The sequence below is a fragment of the Streptococcus sp. 2018110 genome (assembly GCF_019754115.1).
Classification (GTDB): domain Bacteria; phylum Bacillota; class Bacilli; order Lactobacillales; family Streptococcaceae; genus Streptococcus; species Streptococcus hashimotonensis.
Window position 1 is genome coordinate 52846 of sequence record NZ_JAIJZO010000010.1, and the last position, 20308, is coordinate 73153.

Genomic DNA, 20308 nt, shown 5'->3' on the forward strand with positions numbered 1-20308 from the left:
ATGCTTCGAACAATTACAAACACAATAAAACGTTATCCTGAGCAAGCTCTGCTCTTTCTCTATAATGCTGGGATTTTTGCATGGATGCAGTCTACCAGCCATTCGATTATGGAACAAATCGGTATAGATAGCAACTGGTTTGATAAAATCCCCGAACCAATCAAGGCCTGGACAGGTGCAAGTCTAGAGAGTATGCAAACCTTACTCAATTCTTCCGCTTGGGGATGGCTGATTGTTTCGATGATTTTGATGCTGGTCATCCGCTTTGTCAAGGGCTTGATTAAGTTTGTCATCATGCTGATTATTATCGGCGGTGGTCTTTACCTGCTCTGGCAGAATAGGGAATTGCTTAGCGGTTTGGTCTAAATATTTTTTGAGAAGGACAGTGACGGTAAAGTCGCTGTTTTTTGTTGAAATCAGAAAAAGGATTCCGCACTGTTACCCTAAATTATGGTACAATATTTTTATGATTATTCTAAGTGGAAACAAGATTGAACGCTCTTTTGCGGGCGAGGTTTTATTTAATAATATCAATATTCAAGTGGACGAGCGGGATCGGATTGCCCTTGTCGGAAAAAATGGAGCAGGCAAGTCTACTCTGCTCAAAATCCTTGTCGGAGAAGAAGCAGCGACCAGCGGTGAAATTTCAACCAAGCGTGATTTGTCCCTTTCTTATCTGGCACAGGACAGCCGTTTTGAGTCTGAAAATACCATTTACGATGAAATGCTCCATGTCTTTGACGACCTGCGGATGACGGAGAAACGCCTGAGGTCTATGGAAGAGCAAATGGGCAGTTTGTCTGGTAATGAACTCGACCAGCTCATGAAGACCTATGATAGTCTGTCGGAAGAATTTCGTCTGGCAGGTGGTTTTAACTATGAGGCAGATATCCGTGCTATTTTGAACGGCTTTAAGTTTGACCAGACCATGTGGGACATGAAAATCTCCGAACTTTCTGGCGGTCAAAACACTCGACTTGCACTGGCAAAAATGCTTCTTGAAAGCCCAGAACTCTTGGTCCTCGACGAGCCGACCAACCACCTGGACATTGACACGATTGCCTGGCTGGAAAACTACCTCGTGCATTACAAGGGAGCCTTGATTATCGTCAGCCATGACCGCTATTTCTTGGACAAGGTGGCGACACTGACACTGGATTTGACCAAGCATTCCTTGGATCGTTATGTGGGCAATTATTCTCAGTTTGTCGAGCTCAAAGAGCAGAAGTTGCAAACGGAATTGCAAAACTATGAAAAGCAGCAGAAGGAAATTGCCAAACTAGAAGACTTTGTCCAGAAAAATATTGTCCGTGCTTCGACCACCAAGCGTGCTCAGGCTAGACGCAAGCAGTTGGAAAAGATGGAGCGACTGGACAAGCCAACAACTGGTCAGAAGTCTGCCAACATGACTTTCCAGTCGGACAAGACTTCAGGAAATATCGTCTTGACAGTGGAAAATGCTGCGGTGGGCTACGATGGAGAAATACTTTCTCAGCCTATTTCCATTGACCAACGAAAGCTGGATGCCATTGCCATTGTCGGTCCGAATGGAATCGGAAAAACAACCCTGCTCAAATCCATCATCGGAGCTCTGCCATTTATCAAAGGGGAAGCCAAGCTCGGTGCCAATGTGGAAGTGGGCTACTATGACCAGACCCAGTCGGCCCTGACGCCTTCCAATACCGTCTTGGAGGAGCTCTGGTCAGCCTTTCCGACCACGCCTGAAGTGGAAATCCGCAACCGCCTTGGAGCTTTCCTTTTCTCAGGTGACGATGTCAAAAAGTCTGTCTCCATGCTATCTGGTGGGGAAAAAGCCCGCCTGCTCCTCGCTAAGCTGTCCATGGAAAACAACAACTTCCTCATCCTCGACGAGCCGACCAACCATCTGGACATCGACAGCAAGGAGGTCCTGGAAAATGCCCTGATCGACTTTGACGGCACCCTGCTCTTTGTCAGCCACGACCGCTATTTCATCAACCGCGTCGCCACCAAGGTCCTGGAAATCTCGGAAACGGGCTCCACGCTCTACTTGGGCGACTATGATTATTATTTGGAGAAAAAGGCAGAGCAGCAAGCAGAAGCCCAGCCTGACCAGCTAGAAAGCAGCAGCCAATCAGCCGGAGCCATGGACTACCAAGCTCAAAAGGAAAACCAAAAAGAGCAACGCAAACTGGCCCGCCGCATCGAGCAAATCGAGGCAGAAATCGACAACATCGAAAACCGCCTAAGCGAACTCAACCAAGCCATGCTAGAAACAAACGATATCGCCCAGCTGACCGATTACCAGAAAGAAATCGACCAACTGACAGTCCAACAAGAAAGCCTCATGGAAGAATGGGAAGCATTATCTGAGCAGATGGGGTAAGAAATAAGATGATCCAACAGAATACAGAAACACTCGAAGATAACTTACGATTTAATAAATTATCCAAACTGATTCAGACAAAATTGTCCCAATATTTTGAAACCTATCCTTCAGCTGTCCAGTGCCAATTAGTTTGTTTTGATAGAGATGAAACTCGTAGAAAAGTCCTTAGCTATGACATTTATTCCGATTTTGATAAGCTCTTCTGGGTAGAGTCAATAGCAAAGCCTATTTCTAGTTATTCCTACGGACATCAAATTGATAAAAAAGATATAGACAAACTAGATAGGGAGTTTATCTTGGATACTTTTCTTGGAATAGATGAAGAAAGAGGATAGATTTTCATGACCAAACACCCACGTTTCCTTAATAGCGACCAATTTTTCGCCTGTCCACATTGTGGGCAGGCTCTTGGTCTTGATCTCAACAGCCTCCGCTGTCCCAACCGCCACACCTTCGACATCGCCAAGCAGGGCTACGTCAATCTGGCACCCCAGGTCAAGCAGTCCGCCAACTACCACAAGTCTAGCTTTGAAAACCGCCAGGCCTTTTTAGAGGCGGGCTATTACGATCATCTCTATGAGGCTTTGGAGGGGAAAATAGCAGAGCTAGGCTTGCGGTCTGTCTTGGACATCGGCTGTGGGGAGGGCTTTTATTCCCGCAAATTAGCCGAGAAAATGGACTTGGACATTCTTGCTTTTGATATTTCTAAGGACTCCATTCTCTTGGCAGCAAGATCTGACAGTGCCAAGTCGGTCAAATGGTTTGTCGGGGACTTGACCAGGTTGCCCATTCAAGATAAGACCATTGACGGCATCTTGGATATCTTTTCCCCAGCCAATTATCAGGAGTTTGCCAGAGTACTGAAAACTGGTGGGGCTATTCTCAAGCTGGTCCCAGGACCCAATCACCTCAAGGAGCTCCGCCATTTAGCCAAAGACCAACTCCGCAAGGAAGCCTATGATAACCAGGAGATTGTGGACCATTTCAGGTCTTACGTGGGGCAGGTGGAGCAGGTGATGGTCAGCCAGACTATGCCGATTACAGCCGCCCATGCTCAAGTCCTGGCAGACATGACGCCTCTCTTTTTCCAAGTGGACCAGTCCAAGTTGGATTTGAGCCAGTTGACCGAGATTACGGTTGAGGGAGTGCTTTTGATTGGTACGATATAAAAAATGAAACCGCCTCTGATTTCAGAAGCGGTTTTGCTTTATTTCTCATACTCTTCGAAAATCAAAGTCAGACGTTGTTGACTTGATTTGATGAACTTCAGTTCTATCTGCATCTGCGTCGCCTAGTCTGATTCTGATTTTCATTGAGTATCAAACTCTGCCTTGCTTTTTACATCGCCGTATTCTTCAGCGACTTCTTTGCTGAGGATGTCAGCGTAGCTGGCAAGTTGGATGTCTTGTCCGTATTTTTTACGGAGGGCAGTTGTGACCAAGCGGTAGGCTAGGTTGGCATTGCGGGACAGGATTGGTCCGTGGAAGTAGCTGCCGAAGGTGTTTTTGTAGTGCAGGCCTTCGCCACCGTCTTCCTTGTTATTACCATTACCATAGACAACCTTGCCCAGCGGTTTTTGGTTGTCAGCTAGGAAGGTGCGGCCTTGGTGGTTTTCAAAACCGTAGTAGGTTTCCTTGAATTCATCATTGTGAATCTTGATGTCACCGATGTAGCGGTTGTTGGTCTGGTTGAGGGTGTAGTGTCCCATGATACCTAGACCGTCAATCTTGCGGCCGCCAGCTTCGATGTAGTATTGACCGAGCAATTGGAAACCACCGCAGATAGCCAGCATGACACCGTCATTTTCGATGAAGTCTGCCAAGCTGTCTTTTTTAGTTGGTAAATCTTTTGCAAGAATAGATTGTTCATAGTCCTGACCACCACCGAAAAAGGCGATGTCGTAGAAATCCTTGTCAAATTCATCTGTCAGTGAAACGATGTCCACCTGAACACGAGCACCGAGCTTTTCAGCTACATACTTGAGCATGAGGATATTGCCGTTGTCACCGTAGGTATTCATCAAATCACCGTAGAGGTGAGCGATGTGGAGATCATAAGCGTAGTCTTTTTCAGGACTTTTTAATGATGTATAGACCATTATTTCATCTCCTTTCCAACAGCTTGGCGTTGAGCCAGCAAGTCACGGAATTCCAGCATAGCCGTATAGGTTGCGAGGATATAGGCATGCTGACTGCTGGACTGCTCAATCAAGGTCATGATGTCTTCTAGTTTTGGTGTTTCAGTAATCTGGTCCTCTGGATAGCCAGTCACACGGAGGCGACGGGCAATTTCAGACGAACGCACACCGCCTGCAAAGACTTGTGGAATGTCCATTTGGGTGATTTGTTCAAAGTCGGCGTCCCAAATCCAGCTGGTATCAATTCCGTCAGCGTAGTTGGCATTGAGAAGGACGGACAGGCTAAAATCGTAAGGAGCCAGTTTCATCATTTCAATGGCCTGGGTTGCACCGACAGGGTTTTTAATCAAGACCAGAGTACAATCTTTATTGCCCAATTTAAAGGTTTCTTGGCGACCGAAAACTGCCTTAGACTTATCAAAACCAGCCTTGATTTTCTCAGGAGATACGCCGAAAAATTCTGCTACGCTGACAGCTGCTAGGGCATTGTAGATATTGTAAAGCCCACCGATGTTGATTTTGTAATCCTGACCGTCAATGGCAAAGGTAGAAGAAGTATTGGTGATTTCCTTCAACTCTGTCAACTTGTAGTCCAGCTCAGGTCGGCTAAAGCCACAGTTGTTACAGATGTAACTGCCCAAGTTAGCGTAGGTATTGAGCTTGTACTGGATAATCTGGTGGCAATGCGGGCAGAGAACGCCTTCGGTATTGTAATGGGCCAGACGTGGCTCATGCTCTTCCGTCGCAAAACCGTAGTATTTTACTGGATTGATAACGGTGGTCGAGTTGAAAAGAGGGCTGTCACCGTTGGCGAGAATGGTCGCCTGAGGTGCCTTGGCAGCCCCGTCCAAAATCATCTGGTAGGTGGTATAAATCTCGCCGTAACGATCCATCTGGTCGCGGAAGATATTGGTGAAGACAATCAAGCTAGGCTTGATAAAGTCGGTGACACGGGCCAGGCTGGCCTCGTCAATCTCCAAGACGGCAATCTTCTTGCCATTTTTATTTTTCTTGGCAGATAAAAAGGTGGCTGTAATCCCTGTAATCATATTAGCGCCGCTGGTATTGGTCGTAATTTCTCCAAAGGCTTCTTGGAGGATACCAACTGTCAGGGCGGTGGTCAGGGTCTTACCGTTAGTACCTGTCACAACAACGACTTCATAATCCTTAGCCAAACTATCTAAAATATGTTTATCGAATTTGAGGGCAATTTTTCCAGGCAGGGTAGTACCACGTCCTAGTTTTTTCAAAATGAACTGGGAACTTTTTCCTGCTAGAATACCCAAAGCTGTATTTATTTTCATGGGACTATTTTATCATAAAGGTCACTGATTTTCTAGAATGGAGTGTGTTGGAATGTGATATATTCCTGCAGTAAATCTGTAATATTTTTAACAGGAAGGTCACTATTTTCTAAAGAAAAGGGGAAAAAATATGGTATAATGAGTACATTACTATGTATGAGTTAGAAAGTATGAGAATGATATGTTAAACCTAAACCAGTTACTGGATACAGGGTATTGGTCGAGTTTGATAGCCAGTCCTTGGACCGCACTGTTGCACCTAATTGATATTAGTATAGTTGTTTATTTGATTTATAATTTTAGTAAGGCTATTGCAGGTACTAAAATTATGACATTGATTCGAGGGGTTTTTCTCTTCATTATTGTCCAGATTATAGCTAGTTTATTCGGTCTGCAGACGATTGCTTGGCTGATTAATCAAGTAATCACGTATGGAGTTATTGCAGCAGTAGTTATTTTTGCACCAGAGTTGCGTGCCATGCTTGAAAAACTCGGTAGGACAACTCAGATTTTTGGGGCAAATACTGTGAGTGCAGAAGAAAAGCTGATTGTTGCTTTTCTCAAATCTGTTGCTTATATGTCTCCGCGTAAAATTGGTGCACTTGTGGCAGTAGAACAAGCCCAAACATTACAAGAATATAGAGCAACGGGGATTCCTCTCAATGCGGATATATCTCAGGAATTATTAATAAATATTTTCATCCCGAATACACCGTTACACGATGGGGCCGTAATTGTCAAGGAAGACAAAGTAGCGGTTGCTTGTGCTTATTTGCCCCTGTCAGAGAGCGCAGGAATTTCAAAGGAATTTGGAACACGACACCGTGCAGCCATTGGCTTATCGGAGGTATCTGATGCGTTTGTGTTTATTGTTTCTGAAGAAACTGGCAGTATCTCTATTGCACGAAACGGGATATTCAAACATGACTTGACTTTGGATGAGTTTGAAGCAGAGTTGCGAGCGACTTTTATTTCTGAAAATGTAGAGAAAAAGTCCATCTGGAAGCGATTAGGAGGTGGCAAACATGAACGATAAGTTTAAAGCTGTAGGTCACTTAGCCCTATCTATTTTCCTAGCATTGTTGCTCTTTTTCTATGCAACAACCACCAACTATAAAAATTCAGAATCAGCTGCACAGAACACGGAGTCAGAAACCTATGTTCACACACTTAACAATGTACCGATTGAGATTGAATATGATACAAATAAGTATTTTATTTCCGGATTTTCTTCGACGGTGGCAGTTGAATTAAGGGGCTCTAATCGTGTTCTTCTACAGAGAGAATCAGACGAGTCAACTCGGACTTTTCAAGTGACTGCGGATTTGAGAGAGTTGAGTGATGGGACACAAACTGTCAAGCTACAATTGACCAATTTGCCGGCAGGAGTGAGTGCGACACTAGCACCAGATGCGATTACCGTCAAGATTGGTAAAAAAGTTAGCAAGGCATTCCCAGTAGCAGGTCGAGTCTATAGTAATCAATTGGCAGAAGGTTACAGTCTGTCTAAGGTCTCAGTCAACGTAGATACCGTTAAAGTGACAACGGATGAAGAAACAATGGCTAAGATTGATCGGGTCGAAGCTGTTGCGATGGATGTGAGCAATCTGTCTGAGAACTATAGTGGCACAGCTAAATTACAGGCTGTAGACAGCGACGGCAATGTCTTGCCAGTTGTACTGTCTCAGACGGAAGCAAATATGCAAATTATACTTACAAAAACAAAATAAGAGGTTATGAAAATGGGTAAATATTTTGGGACAGATGGTGTCCGTGGAGAAGCAAACGTAGAATTAACGCCAGAATTAGCATTCAAATTGGGTCGTTTTGGTGGTTATGTCCTTAGCCAGCATGAGACGGATATTCCTCGTGTCTTTGTGGCGCGTGACACACGTATCTCAGGTCAAATGTTAGAGGCTGCCTTGATTGCAGGACTTCTATCAGTAGGGATTCATGTGTATAAATTGGGAGTTTTGGCGACACCGGGTGTTGCTCACCTAGTCAAAACTGAAAAAGCAAGTGCAGGTGTCATGATTTCTGCAAGTCATAACCCAGCGCAAGATAACGGTATCAAATTCTTTGCTGGTGATGGTTTCAAATTGGATGATGCATTGGAAGCGGAAATTGAGGCTCTTCTTGACGCTGAGGAAGACACATTGCCACGCCCATCTGCTCAAGGTTTAGGAGATGTGGTAGAATATCCAGAAGGTCTACGTAAATACCAGCAATTCTTGGTGTCAACTGGTACAGATTTGGACGGTATGAAAGTTGCACTTGATACAGCTAATGGTGCTGCAGCAACATCTGCACGTCAAATTTTTGTAGATTTGGGAGCAGATTTGACAGTAATGGCTGAAAAGCCAGACGGCTTGAATATCAATGAGGGCGTTGGTTCAACTCATCCTGAAAAATTGCAAGAACTGGTCAAAGGAACAGGTAGTCAAATTGGACTTGCCTTTGATGGTGACAGCGACCGCTTGATTGCTGTCGATGAAAATGGTGACTTGGTAGACGGTGACCGTATCATGTACATCGTTGGTAAATACCTTGCTGATCGAGGTCTATTGGCCAAAAATACAATTGTGACCACAGTTATGTCCAACCTTGGTTTCCATAAGGCTTTGGATCGTGAAGGTATTGAAAAAGCTGTGACCGCAGTTGGTGACCGTTATGTGGTTGAAGAAATGCGCAAGGAAGGCTACAATGTCGGTGGTGAGCAGTCAGGACATGTGATTCTGATGGATTATAACACCACAGGCGACGGCCAGTTGACCGCTGTGCAATTGACCAAAATCATGAAAGAAACTGGTAAGAAGTTGTCTGAATTGGCAGCAGAAGTGACCATTTACCCACAAAAATTGGTCAATATCCGTGTGGAAAACAGCATGAAGGATAAGGCAATGGAAGTTCCTGCTATTGCAGCTATCATTGAAAAAATGGAAGCAGAAATGGCTGGCAACGGTCGTATCTTGGTTCGCCCAAGTGGCACTGAGCCCCTCTTGCGTGTTATGGCAGAAGCACCAACGGATGCTGAAGTCGATTACTACGTGGACACCATTGCCGATGTGGTCCGTGCGGAAATTGGGAGTTAGACAGAAATCAGTAACTCGTAGAGTTTGATTTCGTTGTCTAACCCCCGCAAGGTTGAGTAGGAATTTCACAGCTGATAGGCGAAGAAATTCCACTCAACTACTGCGAAAATAAAAGTAAAAACTGGGGTTTGTTACTCCAGTTCTTTGATGTTATGAGGAAATTATGAGTATTTTAGAAGTAAAGAATTTAAGTCATGGGTTTGGTGACCGCGCGATTTTTGAAAATGTCTCCTTCCGTCTCTTGAAAGGGGAGCATATTGGTCTTGTCGGTGCCAATGGTGAAGGGAAATCGACCTTCATGTCTATCGTGACAGGTCAGCTGCAGCCAGACGAAGGCAAGGTTGAATGGTCACGTTATGTAACAGCAGGTTATTTAGACCAGCATGCTAAACTAGAAAAAGGTCAATCAGTCCGTGATGTCTTGCGGACAGCCTTCGACGAACTCTTCAAGACAGAGGCTCGTATCAATGATATTTACATGTCTATGGCAGAAGAGGGTGCCGATATGGATGCACTCATGGAAGAGGTTGGCGAACTGCAGGATCGTTTGGAAAGCCGTGATTTCTATACGCTTGATGCCAAGATTGACGAAGTAGCGCGTGCGCTTGGTGTCATGGACTATGGTATGGACAAGGATGTGACGGAGTTATCGGGTGGACAACGGACTAAGGTTCTTTTGGCAAAATTGCTCTTGGAAAAACCTGACATCTTGCTTCTGGATGAGCCGACCAACTACTTGGATGCAGAGCATATTGACTGGCTTAAACGTTACTTGCAGAATTATGAAAATGCCTTTGTCTTGATTTCGCACGATATTCCTTTCTTGAATGATGTGATTAACATTGTCTACCATGTGGAAAATCAGCTTTTGACTCGCTACACGGGCGATTACTATCAATTCCAAGAAGTCCATGCTATGAAGCGGGCTCAGTTGGAGGCGGCCTACGAACGCCAGCAGAAGGAAATCGCAGATTTGCAAGACTTCGTTAACCGTAACAAGGCCCGAGTTGCGACTCGAAACATGGCCATGTCTCGTCAGAAGAAATTGGACAAGATGGAGATTATTGAGCTTCAAGCAGAGAAACCAAAGCCGTCATTTGATTTCAAAATGGCTCGAACTCCAAGTCGCTTTATTTTCCAAACGACTGATTTGGAAATTGGTTATGACCGTGTATTGACACGTAAACCGCTCAATTTGACCTTTGAACGCAACCAGAAGATTGCCATTGTCGGTGCCAACGGTATCGGTAAATCTACTCTTCTTAAAAGTTTGCTGGGGATTATTCCACCGCTAGGCGGTTCTGTGGAGCGCGGGGAGTATCTGGAACTAGGCTATTTCGAGCAAGAAGTAGCTGGCGGCAATCGTCAGACCCCGCTGGAAGCCGTTTGGGATGCCTTTCCAGCCCTTAACCAGGCGGAAGTACGGGCAGCCTTGGCTCGTTGTGGTCTGACTTCCAAGCATATCGAAAGCCAGATCCAAGTTCTTTCAGGTGGTGAGCAGGCCAAAGTTCGCTTCTGTTTGCTTATGAACCGTGAAAACAATGTCCTGGTTCTCGACGAGCCGACCAACCACTTGGATGTGGATGCCAAGGATGAACTCAAACATGCCCTTCAAGCCTATAAGGGCTCAATTCTCATGGTCTGCCACGAGCCTGATTTCTATGAAGGCTGGGTGGACGATGTATGGGATTTTAATGAATTGACTTAAGGAACAAGCTATCGAAAGGTAGCTTTTTCTTTGTGCTTATACTATAATAGAATGAGCATAGTAAAGGAGGTAAAAATATGAAAAGAATAGAACGAGGTCAGATTTGCTAGGCCTCTCCAGAGGAGATAAGAATGACAGATTATGTAAACTACAATCAAGAACGTTGGAATCGAGTTTCAGCTAGACAGGGAAATGCCTACACGGTTCCGCTCAGTCATGAGGAATTTCTTGTTGCCAAAGACAAGCCCTTATCTGTTTCCCTGACGGTTGGAAAGACGGTGCCGCTTGACTGGTTTGAAAAGGCCCAAGGCAAGAAATTGTTGGGGATGGCCTGTGGTGGTGGTCAACAGGGACCGATGTTTGCGGCTCACGGTTACCAAACGACCATTATGGACTTCTCCAAGGAACAGTTGGACAAGGATAGGCTAGTTGCTGAGCGAGAAAATCTGGATTTGCAAACGGTGCAGGCAGATATGACACAGCCTTTTCCTTTTGAAGACGAGAGTTTTGACATCATTTTTTGCCCTGTTTCAAATGTTTATATCGAAGATTTGACCAATATGTGGCGGGAATCCTATCGGGTCTTGAAAAAAGGTGGCTTGCTCATGGTTGGTTACATGAACCCTTGGATTTATGTCTTTGATGCTGATGATGTTTGGGAGCATCCAGACAGAGCATTGGTTCCAATGTACAGCCTACCTTTCAATGCACGACAATTAGAAGAAACAGGACAAATTACAATTGACCCAGAATATGGCTATGAATTTAGCCACACCTTAGAAGAGCAGATTGCTGGGCAATTACGAGCTGGTTTTGCCATGATTGATTTTTATGAATCCAAAGATAGTCGCAATCGCTTGACTCAATTTGCCTCAGATTATATAGCGAATTTATCGATAAAGTGGTAGGCAAATCTTCTGACAGAAAGTATTTTAACAGGGCTAGTTAGATAAGTACTAGTCCTATTTTTGGGCTATTGTCAATGGATGAGAAGAGCTTAAATAGTTGAATAAAAAACTTGGAAACGCTTGCATTTTGTAATTAGGATTGATATAATGAAAGAAAAAACAGGAGGTTTTCAAATGAAAACGAAATTACTGCTTGGCGTAGCCCTTCTTAGTGTCGGTCTATCGGTGGCTCCTCCTACAATAGTAGAGGTTGAAGCACAGACGTCTCACGTTTCAGATCCAGCTCTACGCAATAGTTATCCATATAATTTATCTCATTATTTGGAAGTAAATGTTGGTTCCGGTCAAACCAAAAAAGGTTCAGCCATTCTGATAGCTCCGAATACTTTATTAACCGCAGCTCACGTAGTGGCTGATGATGGGACTGGACGTGTGACCAGCCAAACTTGGTCTGGAAATGCTGTTTGGGGTGATGCTTCACCATACTATGAACTGTCAGAAATTAAGAGAACCAATACCTTCAATCCCTTCATTCCGATGCCAGGATATGGTGGAACATGGGATGCTAGTCGTGATGTAGCCCTTGTGAAAATCACCACCCCTAGCAGAAAAACACAGACAGCCAATACGGCAAATGCTCGGCTAGGAATTTACCGTAACACCTATGACCTAGTTGGCCGCCAATTTCTAATGGTCAGCAACAGCATTAATCTCTACGGACGTTGGGAATACGAATATGGAACCATTACGGAAGTCCGTTATGACGGTTTGCTTCAAACCAATATCACAGGTGTTAAGGGACAATCCGGCTCTCCTGTTGTTGTAGACGGTCGCATTATCGGTGTCGTATCCAATATTGATTCTAATTCAAAAATTGTTATTACTCCGTTGACTATGGAGATGAAAACACAATTATTTGATAAGAATGGTATCAAAAATATTGATATTTACTAGTGATATTCTTGAGTCATCAAAGTCCTGCTTTACTGATAAGGCAGGGCTTTTAATTGCAATCCTAACACATTTTTCGCACATAAAAAATGATAGGTCAATGTTACCTAGCTATCATTTGAAATAAAAGTAAGTAGTGGAGTTATCTGTTTAGGTAAAAAAACGATTGCGTAAATCGTTGAGGTCTGGGCAGTAAGTAGATAAAGCTTATAAAGTATTTTGTTTTGATTACAGATGTATATTTATTCGTAAAATATGGGCGCCACACATAGATTGCATCATGCAGAAAATAGATTTTAGAAGCGAAGGCTATTGACCTGACTGGATTTTTCTGCTATGATTGAAAAATGTTTGTTTGGAGGTAAATGAGTGAATAAAATAATATCTGTATGGAAAAAAATGAATTTAATCCGAAAAATCGGAATTGGTGTTGTTTTGGGAGTGTTACTAGGCTTAATTGCTCCAAAAATAACGGTCATTGCTCTCTTTGGTAGTCTATTTGTAGGAGCATTGAAAGCTATAGCCCCTCTTTTGGTTCTGACACTAGTTGCACATGCTCTATCACAAGCTCCTGCTGGTCAAAAATCGAATATGAGGACAGTTATCTGCTTGTATCTATTTGGCACTTTTGCTGCGGCCTTCATTGCTGTAGGAGCAAGCTATTTATTCCCTATTAAATTGGTTCTTTCTACTACAACGACTACGGACATTACTCCTCCACAAGGGATTGCTGAAGTATTTCAAGACCTCTTGTTGAAGGTCGTTGACAATCCAATCAATGCACTTGCAACGGCTAATTATATTGGTGTTTTGACATGGGCGGCAGTGTTTGGCTTGGCCTTTCGTCATGCAAGCAAGACAACCAAAGATTTATTGCAATCTGCTGCGGAAGTAACTTCTAAAGTTGTAGGCTGGATTATTGGTCTGGCACCATTTGGTATCATGGGCTTGGTTTTCGATACCATTGCAAATAATGGTCTGACAGCTTTAAAAGACTATGGTTTACTGCTCTTACTCTTGGTTGGAAGCATGTTTTTTGTCGCGCTTGTTGTCAATCCCTTGATTGCTTTTCTTGTAATGAAGAAAAATCCTTACCCGCTGGTGTTTGAATGTCTTCGGGTTAGTGGGGTTACGGCATTTTTTACAAGAAGTTCAGCAGCTAATATTCCTGTCAATATGCAGCTCTGCAAACGTTTAGGAGTGGATCCAGATACATATTCAGTATCCATTCCGCTCGGTGCCACAATTAATATGGCTGGCGCGGCTATTACGATTAATATTTTAACAATGGCAGCTGTTCATACACTTGGCATCAGTGTTGATTTCAGCTCAGCTCTTCTTTTATCCGTTGTTGCATCACTATCAGCAGCAGGAGCATCTGGGGTAGCAGGTGGCTCGCTTCTCCTCATCCCAGTAGCATGTAGTCTTTTTGGCATTCCAAATGAGTTAGCCATACAAGTAGTTGGAGTCGGATTTGTGGTCGGAGTGATTCAGGACTCTTGTGAAACAGCCCTTAACTCATCAACCGATGTTTTGTTTACAGTTGTAGCAGAACGATCTGCTTGGAAAAAATAGAAAGAAGTTGGGAGACCAACTTTTTTTCGTTGTTTCAATTCTGAAATCTCTTTCATTTTGTGATAAAATAGACTTACTTTGATACTGAAAAGGAGAAATTATGACAGTAGATTTTAGAGCAGAGTTTGACAAACGCAAAGACGAGTTTCTAGCGGACCTCTTTGACCTCCTCCGCATCAATTCTGAGCGTGACGACAGCCAGGCAGATGCCCAGCATCCATTTGGGCCTGGACCAGTGCGTGCCTTGGACAAGTTCCTCGAAATTGCTCAGCGTGACGGCTATCCGACCAAGAACGTTGACAACTATGCAGGTCACTTTGAGTTTGGCGAGGGCGACGAAGTCCTCGGTATCTTCGGTCACTTGGACGTTGTGCCAGCAGGAAGCGGCTGGAACACCGACCCGTACGAGCCGCAAATCATCGACGGTAAGCTCTTTGCCCGCGGATCCTCTGACGACAAAGGACCGACCATGGCTTGTTACTACGGCTTGAAAATTATCAAGGAGTTGGGTCTTCCGACCACTAAAAAAGTCCGTTTCATCGTTGGTACCGATGAAGAGTCAGGCTGGGCGGACATGGATTACTACTTCGAGCACGTCGGCCTTCCCCTGCCAGATTTCGGATTTTCTCCAGATGCTGAGTTCCCGATTATCAATGGCGAAAAGGGCAATATCACAGCTTATCTTCATTTTGCGGGGGAAAATAGCGGAGCTGCTAAACTGCATTCCTTCGCAGGCGGTTTGCGTGAGAACATGGTGCCTGAGTCTGCGACAGCTATTATCTCTGGCGACCTGGCAGACCTAGACAGCAAGTTGGTAGATTTCACAGCAGCCTATGGCCTAAAAGCTGACGCGGAAAACCTTGAAAACGGTCAAGTTCAAGTCACCGTCATCGGAAAATCAGCCCACGGTTCAACCCCAGAAGAAGGTGTCAATGGAGCAACCTACTTGGCTAAATTCCTCAGCCAATTCGCCTTTGACGGAGCAGCCAAATCCTATCTTGACTTGGCAGGACAAGTCCTCCTAGAAGATCATGACGCTAAAAAACTCGGTGTAGCCATTTACGATGAGCAGATGGGAGCTCTTTCTATGAACGCAGGTGTCTTCAAGTTTGATGAAACCTCATCTGACAACACCATTGCCCTCAACTTCCGTTATCCAAAAAATACTAACCCTGAAGCTATCAAGGCTGGTTTGGAAAAACTTGGCGTAGAAGCTGTTAGCCTGTCTGAGCATGGTCACACTCCACATTATTGCCCAATCGATGACCCAATGGTTGCGACCCTCTTATCTGTTTATGAAAAACACACAGGTTTGAAAGGTCACGAACAAGTAATCGGTGGCGGAACATTCGGACGCTTGCTCAAACGTGGTGTTGCCTACGGAGCTATGTTCCCAGACGATGTCAATACCATGCATCAAGCCAACGAATTTATCGAAGTGAAGCAACTCTACCGCGCAGCTGCCATTTACGCAGAAGCTATTTATGAATTGATCAAATAATACGAACCCATATTTACAGTACAGCACTTTTATCTAAGGCTAGTTTTTCAGCTACTCATTGTTCGTTTTTTTCAAAATACAGTCGGTATTCCTTCAAAAAACTACCTTGATTAGCGAAAAACTATCTCTTATATCAAAGTACTTTACTTGTGAATACGGGTTCATATCAAGACGGGTTCGCCCGTCTTTTTTAGGAGGGAAAATGGAACTGAAAGAACTCACACTTGCAGATATGGAAATGGTCAAAGAGTTGTTCTTATCTGTATTTAGTCAGGAGCCATGGAATGATGATTGGTCTGACGAGGAACAACTGGACCGCTATCTAGGCGATTTGCTGTCACATCCAAGAGCACTCTGTTTTGGATTGCTTGACCAAGGTAAGCTCATTGCCCTTTCTCTAGGGCATATTCGTTACTGGTATGAGGGAACCGAATACCGTATTGAAGAGCTCTGTATTGCTCGCAACTACCAAGGACGAGGAATTGGTAAGGACTTTCTAAAAAGAATTGAGGAGCAGCTGGTCGAGAGAAAGATTGTTCATATTCTCCTGCAAACCGAACGCACTCTTCCAGCCTTTTTCTTTTATAAAAAATGCGGTTTTCGTGCCCTGGAAGAAGATGTGACCATGTTCAAGAAAGTAGGACATCATGGAACTTGCTGATATTCGTCAGGCGATTATGGAGGATTTAACCAATCAAGCTTTTACGAAAAAAGGAATAAAGCCGCTTTTCCAAGCACCGTCTACTGCAAAAATCCTCATTATTGGACAGGCGCCGGGATTAAAAACACAAGAAAAAGGTCGCCTCTTTGATGATGCTAGTGGAGAGAATCTGCGGAAATGGTTGGGAGTAGATAGGGAAATCTTCTATGAATCTGGCTATTTTGCTATTCTTCCTATGGATTTCTATTATCCAGGAAAAGGGAAGTCTGGGGATTTACCGCCTCGCAAGGATTTTGCACCCAAATGGCACCCACTCATTATGAAGCAACTACCCCAGATTGAGCTGACCTTGTTGATTGGTAAGTATGCCCAGGACTATTATTTAGGAGAATCCCATAGGACTGTGACCGAGAGAGTGGAGAATGCAGCTGATTACCTACCTACCTATTTTCCCCTACCTCATCCATCGCCAAGGAACAATATCTGGCAAGCTAAACATCCTTGGTTTGTTGAACAGACTCTACCGTTACTGAAAAACAACATAAATATATTGTTGGGAAAATGATAATATGATATAATTGTATATATATACCTAATAAATTTTTCTTATCTTTGTTCATCGAAGGAGGTGTTCTGATGAGAAAATGGAAAAAAATTATCATCGGCTGTTTCGCTATTCTAACGGTTTGCTTGCTATTTGCACCCACACTAGCTAGAGCAAATCAGATTCCAGACCGACCCACAGGTACAACGGTAGTGGATGAGACGCAGTTACTCTCGAGTGAGACCATTGCAGAAATTGATCAACTCAATCGAAATTGGGCAAGCACCGAGCAAGCTTTACAGGTTGGTGTTTATGTAACAGAAAGTCTGTCCAGTGATATTGAAAGTTTGGCTAATGAAACCTTTCGTCACTGGCAGGTCGGTTTTGCAGGAACGGACAATGGAGTTCTTTTAGTGGTTGCCATAGCTGACAGAGCATTTCGGATAGAAACCTCAGACAATGCTGCCACAGTCATCACGGATGTAGAAGCCAAGGATATTCTAGAGAATGCAAGAGAATTCTTTCGACAGGAAGACTACAGTAGAGGAATTTCCTATATCGTCAACTCCATTGGGGATAGATTTTATGGTACAAGCATCGGTAAAAATCAGTTAGCTGCTATAGAAGAAGGTACAAGTGAGGAGGGTGACGGCTTTTGGCTGTTTCTCGTAGTTATTCTGATCGCTATCCTATTTGGTATCATTGACAAATCTAGTCGTGGTGGAGGCGGACCAGGTAATCTACTCTGGATGTTGGTTGATGATCATCATCACTCGTCTAATTCCTCATCGTCTAGTTTTGGCGGAGGTAGTTGGTCAGGTGGTGGAGGCGGCGGTGGCGGAGCCTCTTCAGGATGGTAAGGCTCGTATAGGGCTTCTGATAGTTGTTTGCTTTTTTACGAATATTTAATTGTAGTTAGAAAGGAAATCTTATGAAAAAGAAATGGTTGGTCATCCTCATACCAGTCCTAGCTCTGCTGTTTTTAGGAATGGGAGCAGTTGGGCAATACAATGGCTTAGTTGACAGTTATGCCGAGGTTGAAAATGAGCAAGCCAATGTAGACACGCAGTTGCAACGTCGCTATGACTTGATACCCAATGTAGTCGCAGCTGTCAAAGGCGCCATGGAACACGAGGAAGAAATATTTACTGCTATTGCAGAAGCGCGTGCTAAAATCGGTTCCAATCAACAGGGAACGAGTGACTATAATCAAGCTCAAAGTCAGCTAGATTCTGCAGTATCTAGATTGTTGGTAGTGGCTGAGAATTATCCTCAATTGACAGCCAATCAACAGGTATCTGACCTGATTACAGAGCTTGAAGGTACGGAAAATCGGATACTGGTAGCCCGTAAAGACTATAATGCGGTGGCAACTACCTACAATAAAAAAATCAAGCGGTTCCCGACCTCCATCTATGCAGGTCTATTCGGATATGAAAAAGTAGAGCTCTTCCAGGCAACAAATGATGCGGCGACGACTGTACCAAGTGTTGATTTGAGTGATAAGGAATAAAGGAGATAAATATGGACTTTGGATTTGATATATTGGCAATTATGATACCAATTATTGTTGTTGTACTATTTGTTTTATTGTTTGTATGTGGTTATGTGTCGGCCAAGCCTAACGAAGCAATTGTCATTACCGGCTTGGGCAAACCTCGGACCTTAATTGGTCGTTCTGGTTTTATGATTCCTTTTATCGAAAAACGCTCCTATATCTCTATTGAGCAGTTTTCAACAGATGTGCAGACCACAGATTTTGTACCGACTCTTGATTTTATCAACGTAAAAGCTGATGCGGTCGTAAAAGTAAAGGTTGGGGTATCCGATGAATTGCTCAATGCGGCAGCTCAAAACTTCCTTAACTGGAAAACTGCAGATATTTCTGCCTCTATTCAAGATGTCTTGGAAGGAAATCTGCGTGAAATCATTGGCCAGATGGAACTGCGTGACATGGTCAATAACCGCCAGGCTTTTGCAGAAAAAGTCCAATCCAACGCGGCTCCTGACTTAGCTAAAATGGGGCTGGAAATCATTGCCTTTACGGTTCAGTCTTTCACAGATGACAACGATGTCATTAAAAACCTAGGTATTGACAATATTGTGACCATCCAGAAGGATGCTGCAAATGCTCGTGCCAAAGCAGAGCGGGAACAAGCAGAAGTCCGTGCTCGTGAGGATAAGGCGGCTAATGATGCGCGTGTTGCTGCAGACTTAGAAATCGCCAAGAAACAGAATGAACTAGCTATTGAGCAAGCTAATCTAAAACGTCAGTCAGATGTCCAACTGGCACAGGCAAACGCAGCCTATGGCATTGAGGAGCAAGCTCAACGGAAAGAAATCGAGCGTGCAACTGCTGAAGCCAATATTGTCAAGCAACAAAAAGAAGCAGAAGTAAAAGCAGAGGAAGTTAAGGTCCGTGAACAAGAGCTCTCAGCTACTATCCGCAAACAGGCAGAGGCAGAAAAATATGCTCGCCAACAAGCTGCAGAAGCAGATTTGATTGAACGTCAACGCAAGGCAGAAGCAGAACTCTACGAAACGCAGCGTGAAGCGGAAGCTCAAAAAGCGCGTGCAGAAGCTGCTAAGTATGCTGCGGAGCAAGAAGCGGCAGGTATTGAGGCCAAAGGACGTGCCGAAGCAGAAGCCATCCGTTTGAAACTCGAAGCAGAGGCAGAAGGTCTTAGCAAGAAAGCGGATGCCATGGCTAAGTTCAACGATGCAGCCGTGACTGAAATGGTGGTCAATGTCCTTCCAGAAATCGCCAAGAATATTGCAGCACCACTTGGAAATGTTGATAAGATTACCATGTACGGCGAAGGGAATGCCTCAAAAATGGTGGGAGACCTGATGACGACCATGGACAAGACAACAGAAGGTCTAGGCCTCAATGTCCGTGATTTAATCAGCGCAACCCTAACTGGTCGTGCCATGTCAACAGGTTTACTGACTGCCCAAGAAACAAAAGAAGCGGAAGAGGACAAAGAAAAATAATAAGCAGTTGGAAGAGATGGGTGACTGAGTAGGTTTACACCACCATTTCCATCGCATGATTGTCTTTAAAAATGAAAATGTTTAGAAACAGTAAAAAAAGTAAGTTGTTTATACAAAAAATAAATGAACTATTATCTGATTCAGAATTAAAGTTGAGCAAAGCATTGAAATTCCAGTTGTTGGAAGCGATGGAGTTGTGTGAAAAAGGTAGTAAGATTAGCTATCTTTCCTATAAAATTTATCCATGGGTATTGGAAGAACTAGCTTTGAATAGGATTCAATCGGATAAATTAAAGATGTTTAAGCGCTATTTAGAGCAAGAAAGGTGGAAATATTATTTTGGTTCTGCTTTGGGAATGGCGTTTACTTCGATTAGATAGTGGTTCTGAGGATTTGTAAGTACATTGATTGTGCTGTGCAACTTCGATAGAATATGAGAAGAGGCTGGGCAAAAACTAGCCGCTCACATATAAAAAAACGAGCAATTCCAATTAGGAGTTGCTCGTTTTCCATTTCATGCTTTATAATTATAATAACGACAAAACAACTAGAAAGGCATGAAAAT

At 43.8% G+C, this 20308-nt stretch carries 20 protein-coding genes; 18 read left to right on the plus strand and 2 right to left on the minus strand.

All coding sequences use genetic code 11. The features are described from left to right. From K5Q34_RS07305 to K5Q34_RS07320, 4 genes are all read left to right on the plus strand, one after another. Positions 1-366 (plus strand): hypothetical protein, encoded by a 366-nt coding sequence (locus K5Q34_RS07305; RefSeq protein ID WP_014638331.1) that lies wholly within the window; start codon positions 1-3, stop codon positions 364-366. A gap of 100 nt (positions 367-466) precedes the next feature. Further along, positions 467-2365 (plus strand): ribosomal protection-like ABC-F family protein, encoded by a 1899-nt coding sequence (gene abc-f, locus K5Q34_RS07310; RefSeq protein WP_221864775.1) that lies wholly within the window; start codon positions 467-469, stop codon positions 2363-2365. 8 nt (positions 2366-2373) lie between these two features. Continuing rightward, entirely contained in the window at positions 2374-2703 is a 330-nt protein-coding gene (locus tag K5Q34_RS07315) for a hypothetical protein (RefSeq protein ID WP_002935667.1), read from the plus strand. Between the two features lie 6 nt (positions 2704-2709). After that, positions 2710-3537 carry a putative RNA methyltransferase gene (locus tag K5Q34_RS07320; protein WP_221864776.1) on the plus strand — a complete coding sequence of 276 codons (828 nt, stop codon included), beginning with the start codon at positions 2710-2712 and terminating at the stop codon, positions 3535-3537. Positions 3538-3677: 140 nt separating this feature from the next. On the opposite strand, the gene gatD is transcribed toward K5Q34_RS07320, so the two are convergent. Then, positions 3678-4466, minus strand: coding sequence for a lipid II isoglutaminyl synthase subunit GatD (gene gatD, locus K5Q34_RS07325; RefSeq protein WP_221864777.1), 789 nt, complete (start codon positions 4464-4466; stop codon positions 3678-3680). Beyond that, a complete protein-coding gene (murT, locus tag K5Q34_RS07330; RefSeq protein WP_221864778.1) occupies positions 4466-5809 on the minus strand; it encodes a lipid II isoglutaminyl synthase subunit MurT in 1344 nt (447 codons plus the stop codon). Before murT ends, gatD begins: the two co-directional genes overlap by 1 nt. A 181-nt stretch (positions 5810-5990) precedes the next feature. On the opposite strand from murT, the gene cdaA reads away from it, so the two are divergent. The 14 genes from cdaA (at position 5991) to K5Q34_RS07400 (ending at position 20123) form a co-directional block, all read left to right on the plus strand. Further along, entirely contained in the window at positions 5991-6845 is an 855-nt protein-coding gene (gene cdaA / locus K5Q34_RS07335; protein WP_024399762.1) for a diadenylate cyclase CdaA, read from the plus strand. Continuing rightward, positions 6835-7539: a YbbR-like domain-containing protein gene (locus K5Q34_RS07340; RefSeq protein WP_024399761.1), complete on the plus strand. Its 705-nt coding sequence runs from the start codon at positions 6835-6837 to the stop codon at positions 7537-7539. Before cdaA ends, K5Q34_RS07340 begins: the two co-directional genes overlap by 11 nt. Positions 7540-7551: 12 nt before the next feature. Continuing rightward, a complete protein-coding gene (gene glmM, locus K5Q34_RS07345; protein WP_221864779.1) occupies positions 7552-8901 on the plus strand; it encodes a phosphoglucosamine mutase in 1350 nt (449 codons plus the stop codon). 163 nt (positions 8902-9064) lie between these two features. Next, on the plus strand, positions 9065-10609 hold the full coding sequence (locus K5Q34_RS07350; RefSeq protein WP_221864780.1) for an ABC-F family ATP-binding cassette domain-containing protein: 1545 nt from the start codon (positions 9065-9067) through the stop codon (positions 10607-10609). Between the two features lie 131 nt (positions 10610-10740). Then, the gene (locus K5Q34_RS07355; protein ID WP_208546861.1) at positions 10741-11517 is read left to right on the plus strand and encodes a class I SAM-dependent methyltransferase; all 777 of its coding nucleotides are present in this window, start codon (positions 10741-10743) and stop codon (positions 11515-11517) included. Positions 11518-11691: 174 nt separating this feature from the next. Continuing rightward, complete coding sequence (locus K5Q34_RS07360) at positions 11692-12471, plus strand: serine protease (RefSeq protein WP_239017145.1); 780 nt, start codon at positions 11692-11694, stop codon at positions 12469-12471. 366 nt (positions 12472-12837) lie between these two features. Continuing rightward, complete coding sequence (sstT, locus tag K5Q34_RS07365; RefSeq protein ID WP_205027878.1) at positions 12838-14043, plus strand: serine/threonine transporter SstT; 1206 nt, start codon at positions 12838-12840, stop codon at positions 14041-14043. Between the two features lie 100 nt (positions 14044-14143). Then, positions 14144-15544 carry a dipeptidase PepV gene (gene pepV, locus K5Q34_RS07370; RefSeq protein WP_239515397.1) on the plus strand — a complete coding sequence of 467 codons (1401 nt, stop codon included), beginning with the start codon at positions 14144-14146 and terminating at the stop codon, positions 15542-15544. A gap of 202 nt (positions 15545-15746) precedes the next feature. Further along, entirely contained in the window at positions 15747-16205 is a 459-nt protein-coding gene (locus K5Q34_RS07375) for a GNAT family N-acetyltransferase (protein ID WP_105158996.1), read from the plus strand. Then, the gene (locus tag K5Q34_RS07380) at positions 16192-16770 is read left to right on the plus strand and encodes a uracil-DNA glycosylase family protein (protein ID WP_205015107.1); all 579 of its coding nucleotides are present in this window, start codon (positions 16192-16194) and stop codon (positions 16768-16770) included. The genes K5Q34_RS07375 and K5Q34_RS07380 overlap by 14 nt, the downstream gene beginning before the upstream one ends. A 71-nt stretch (positions 16771-16841) precedes the next feature. Further along, complete coding sequence (locus K5Q34_RS07385) at positions 16842-17609, plus strand: YgcG family protein (protein ID WP_221864781.1); 768 nt, start codon at positions 16842-16844, stop codon at positions 17607-17609. 71 nt (positions 17610-17680) lie between these two features. Further along, positions 17681-18262: a LemA family protein gene (locus K5Q34_RS07390; protein WP_221864782.1), complete on the plus strand. Its 582-nt coding sequence runs from the start codon at positions 17681-17683 to the stop codon at positions 18260-18262. A gap of 11 nt (positions 18263-18273) precedes the next feature. Then, complete coding sequence (locus tag K5Q34_RS07395) at positions 18274-19743, plus strand: flotillin family protein (protein WP_024406895.1); 1470 nt, start codon at positions 18274-18276, stop codon at positions 19741-19743. A gap of 71 nt (positions 19744-19814) precedes the next feature. Next, positions 19815-20123: a hypothetical protein gene (locus K5Q34_RS07400; protein ID WP_009910392.1), complete on the plus strand. Its 309-nt coding sequence runs from the start codon at positions 19815-19817 to the stop codon at positions 20121-20123. The last annotated feature ends 185 nt before the right edge of the window (positions 20124-20308 follow it).

Bases quoted from the DNA above. Each gene is read 5' to 3' on its own strand.
- K5Q34_RS07350 (WP_221864780.1), top strand. From the start codon at position 9,065: ATGAGTATTTTAGAAGTAAAGAATTTAAGTCATGGGTTTGGTGACCGC.
- K5Q34_RS07400 (WP_009910392.1), top strand. From the start codon at position 19,815: ATGAAAATGTTTAGAAACAGTAAAAAAAGTAAGTTGTTTATACAAAAA.
- cdaA (WP_024399762.1), top strand. From the start codon at position 5,991: ATGTTAAACCTAAACCAGTTACTGGATACAGGGTATTGGTCGAGTTTG.
- K5Q34_RS07390 (WP_221864782.1), top strand. From the start codon at position 17,681: ATGAAAAAGAAATGGTTGGTCATCCTCATACCAGTCCTAGCTCTGCTG.
- gatD (WP_221864777.1), bottom strand. From the start codon at position 4,466: ATGGTCTATACATCATTAAAAAGTCCTGAAAAAGACTACGCTTATGAT.
- K5Q34_RS07320 (WP_221864776.1), top strand. From the start codon at position 2,710: ATGACCAAACACCCACGTTTCCTTAATAGCGACCAATTTTTCGCCTGT.
- K5Q34_RS07380 (WP_205015107.1), top strand. From the start codon at position 16,192: ATGGAACTTGCTGATATTCGTCAGGCGATTATGGAGGATTTAACCAAT.
- K5Q34_RS07375 (WP_105158996.1), top strand. From the start codon at position 15,747: ATGGAACTGAAAGAACTCACACTTGCAGATATGGAAATGGTCAAAGAG.
- K5Q34_RS07305 (WP_014638331.1), top strand. From the start codon at position 1: ATGCTTCGAACAATTACAAACACAATAAAACGTTATCCTGAGCAAGCT.
- K5Q34_RS07315 (WP_002935667.1), top strand. From the start codon at position 2,374: ATGATCCAACAGAATACAGAAACACTCGAAGATAACTTACGATTTAAT.
- K5Q34_RS07355 (WP_208546861.1), top strand. From the start codon at position 10,741: ATGACAGATTATGTAAACTACAATCAAGAACGTTGGAATCGAGTTTCA.
- murT (WP_221864778.1), bottom strand. From the start codon at position 5,809: ATGAAAATAAATACAGCTTTGGGTATTCTAGCAGGAAAAAGTTCCCAG.
- K5Q34_RS07385 (WP_221864781.1), top strand. From the start codon at position 16,842: ATGAGAAAATGGAAAAAAATTATCATCGGCTGTTTCGCTATTCTAACG.
- glmM (WP_221864779.1), top strand. From the start codon at position 7,552: ATGGGTAAATATTTTGGGACAGATGGTGTCCGTGGAGAAGCAAACGTA.
- abc-f (WP_221864775.1), top strand. From the start codon at position 467: ATGATTATTCTAAGTGGAAACAAGATTGAACGCTCTTTTGCGGGCGAG.
- K5Q34_RS07340 (WP_024399761.1), top strand. From the start codon at position 6,835: ATGAACGATAAGTTTAAAGCTGTAGGTCACTTAGCCCTATCTATTTTC.
- K5Q34_RS07395 (WP_024406895.1), top strand. From the start codon at position 18,274: ATGGACTTTGGATTTGATATATTGGCAATTATGATACCAATTATTGTT.
- pepV (WP_239515397.1), top strand. From the start codon at position 14,144: ATGACAGTAGATTTTAGAGCAGAGTTTGACAAACGCAAAGACGAGTTT.
- K5Q34_RS07360 (WP_239017145.1), top strand. From the start codon at position 11,692: ATGAAAACGAAATTACTGCTTGGCGTAGCCCTTCTTAGTGTCGGTCTA.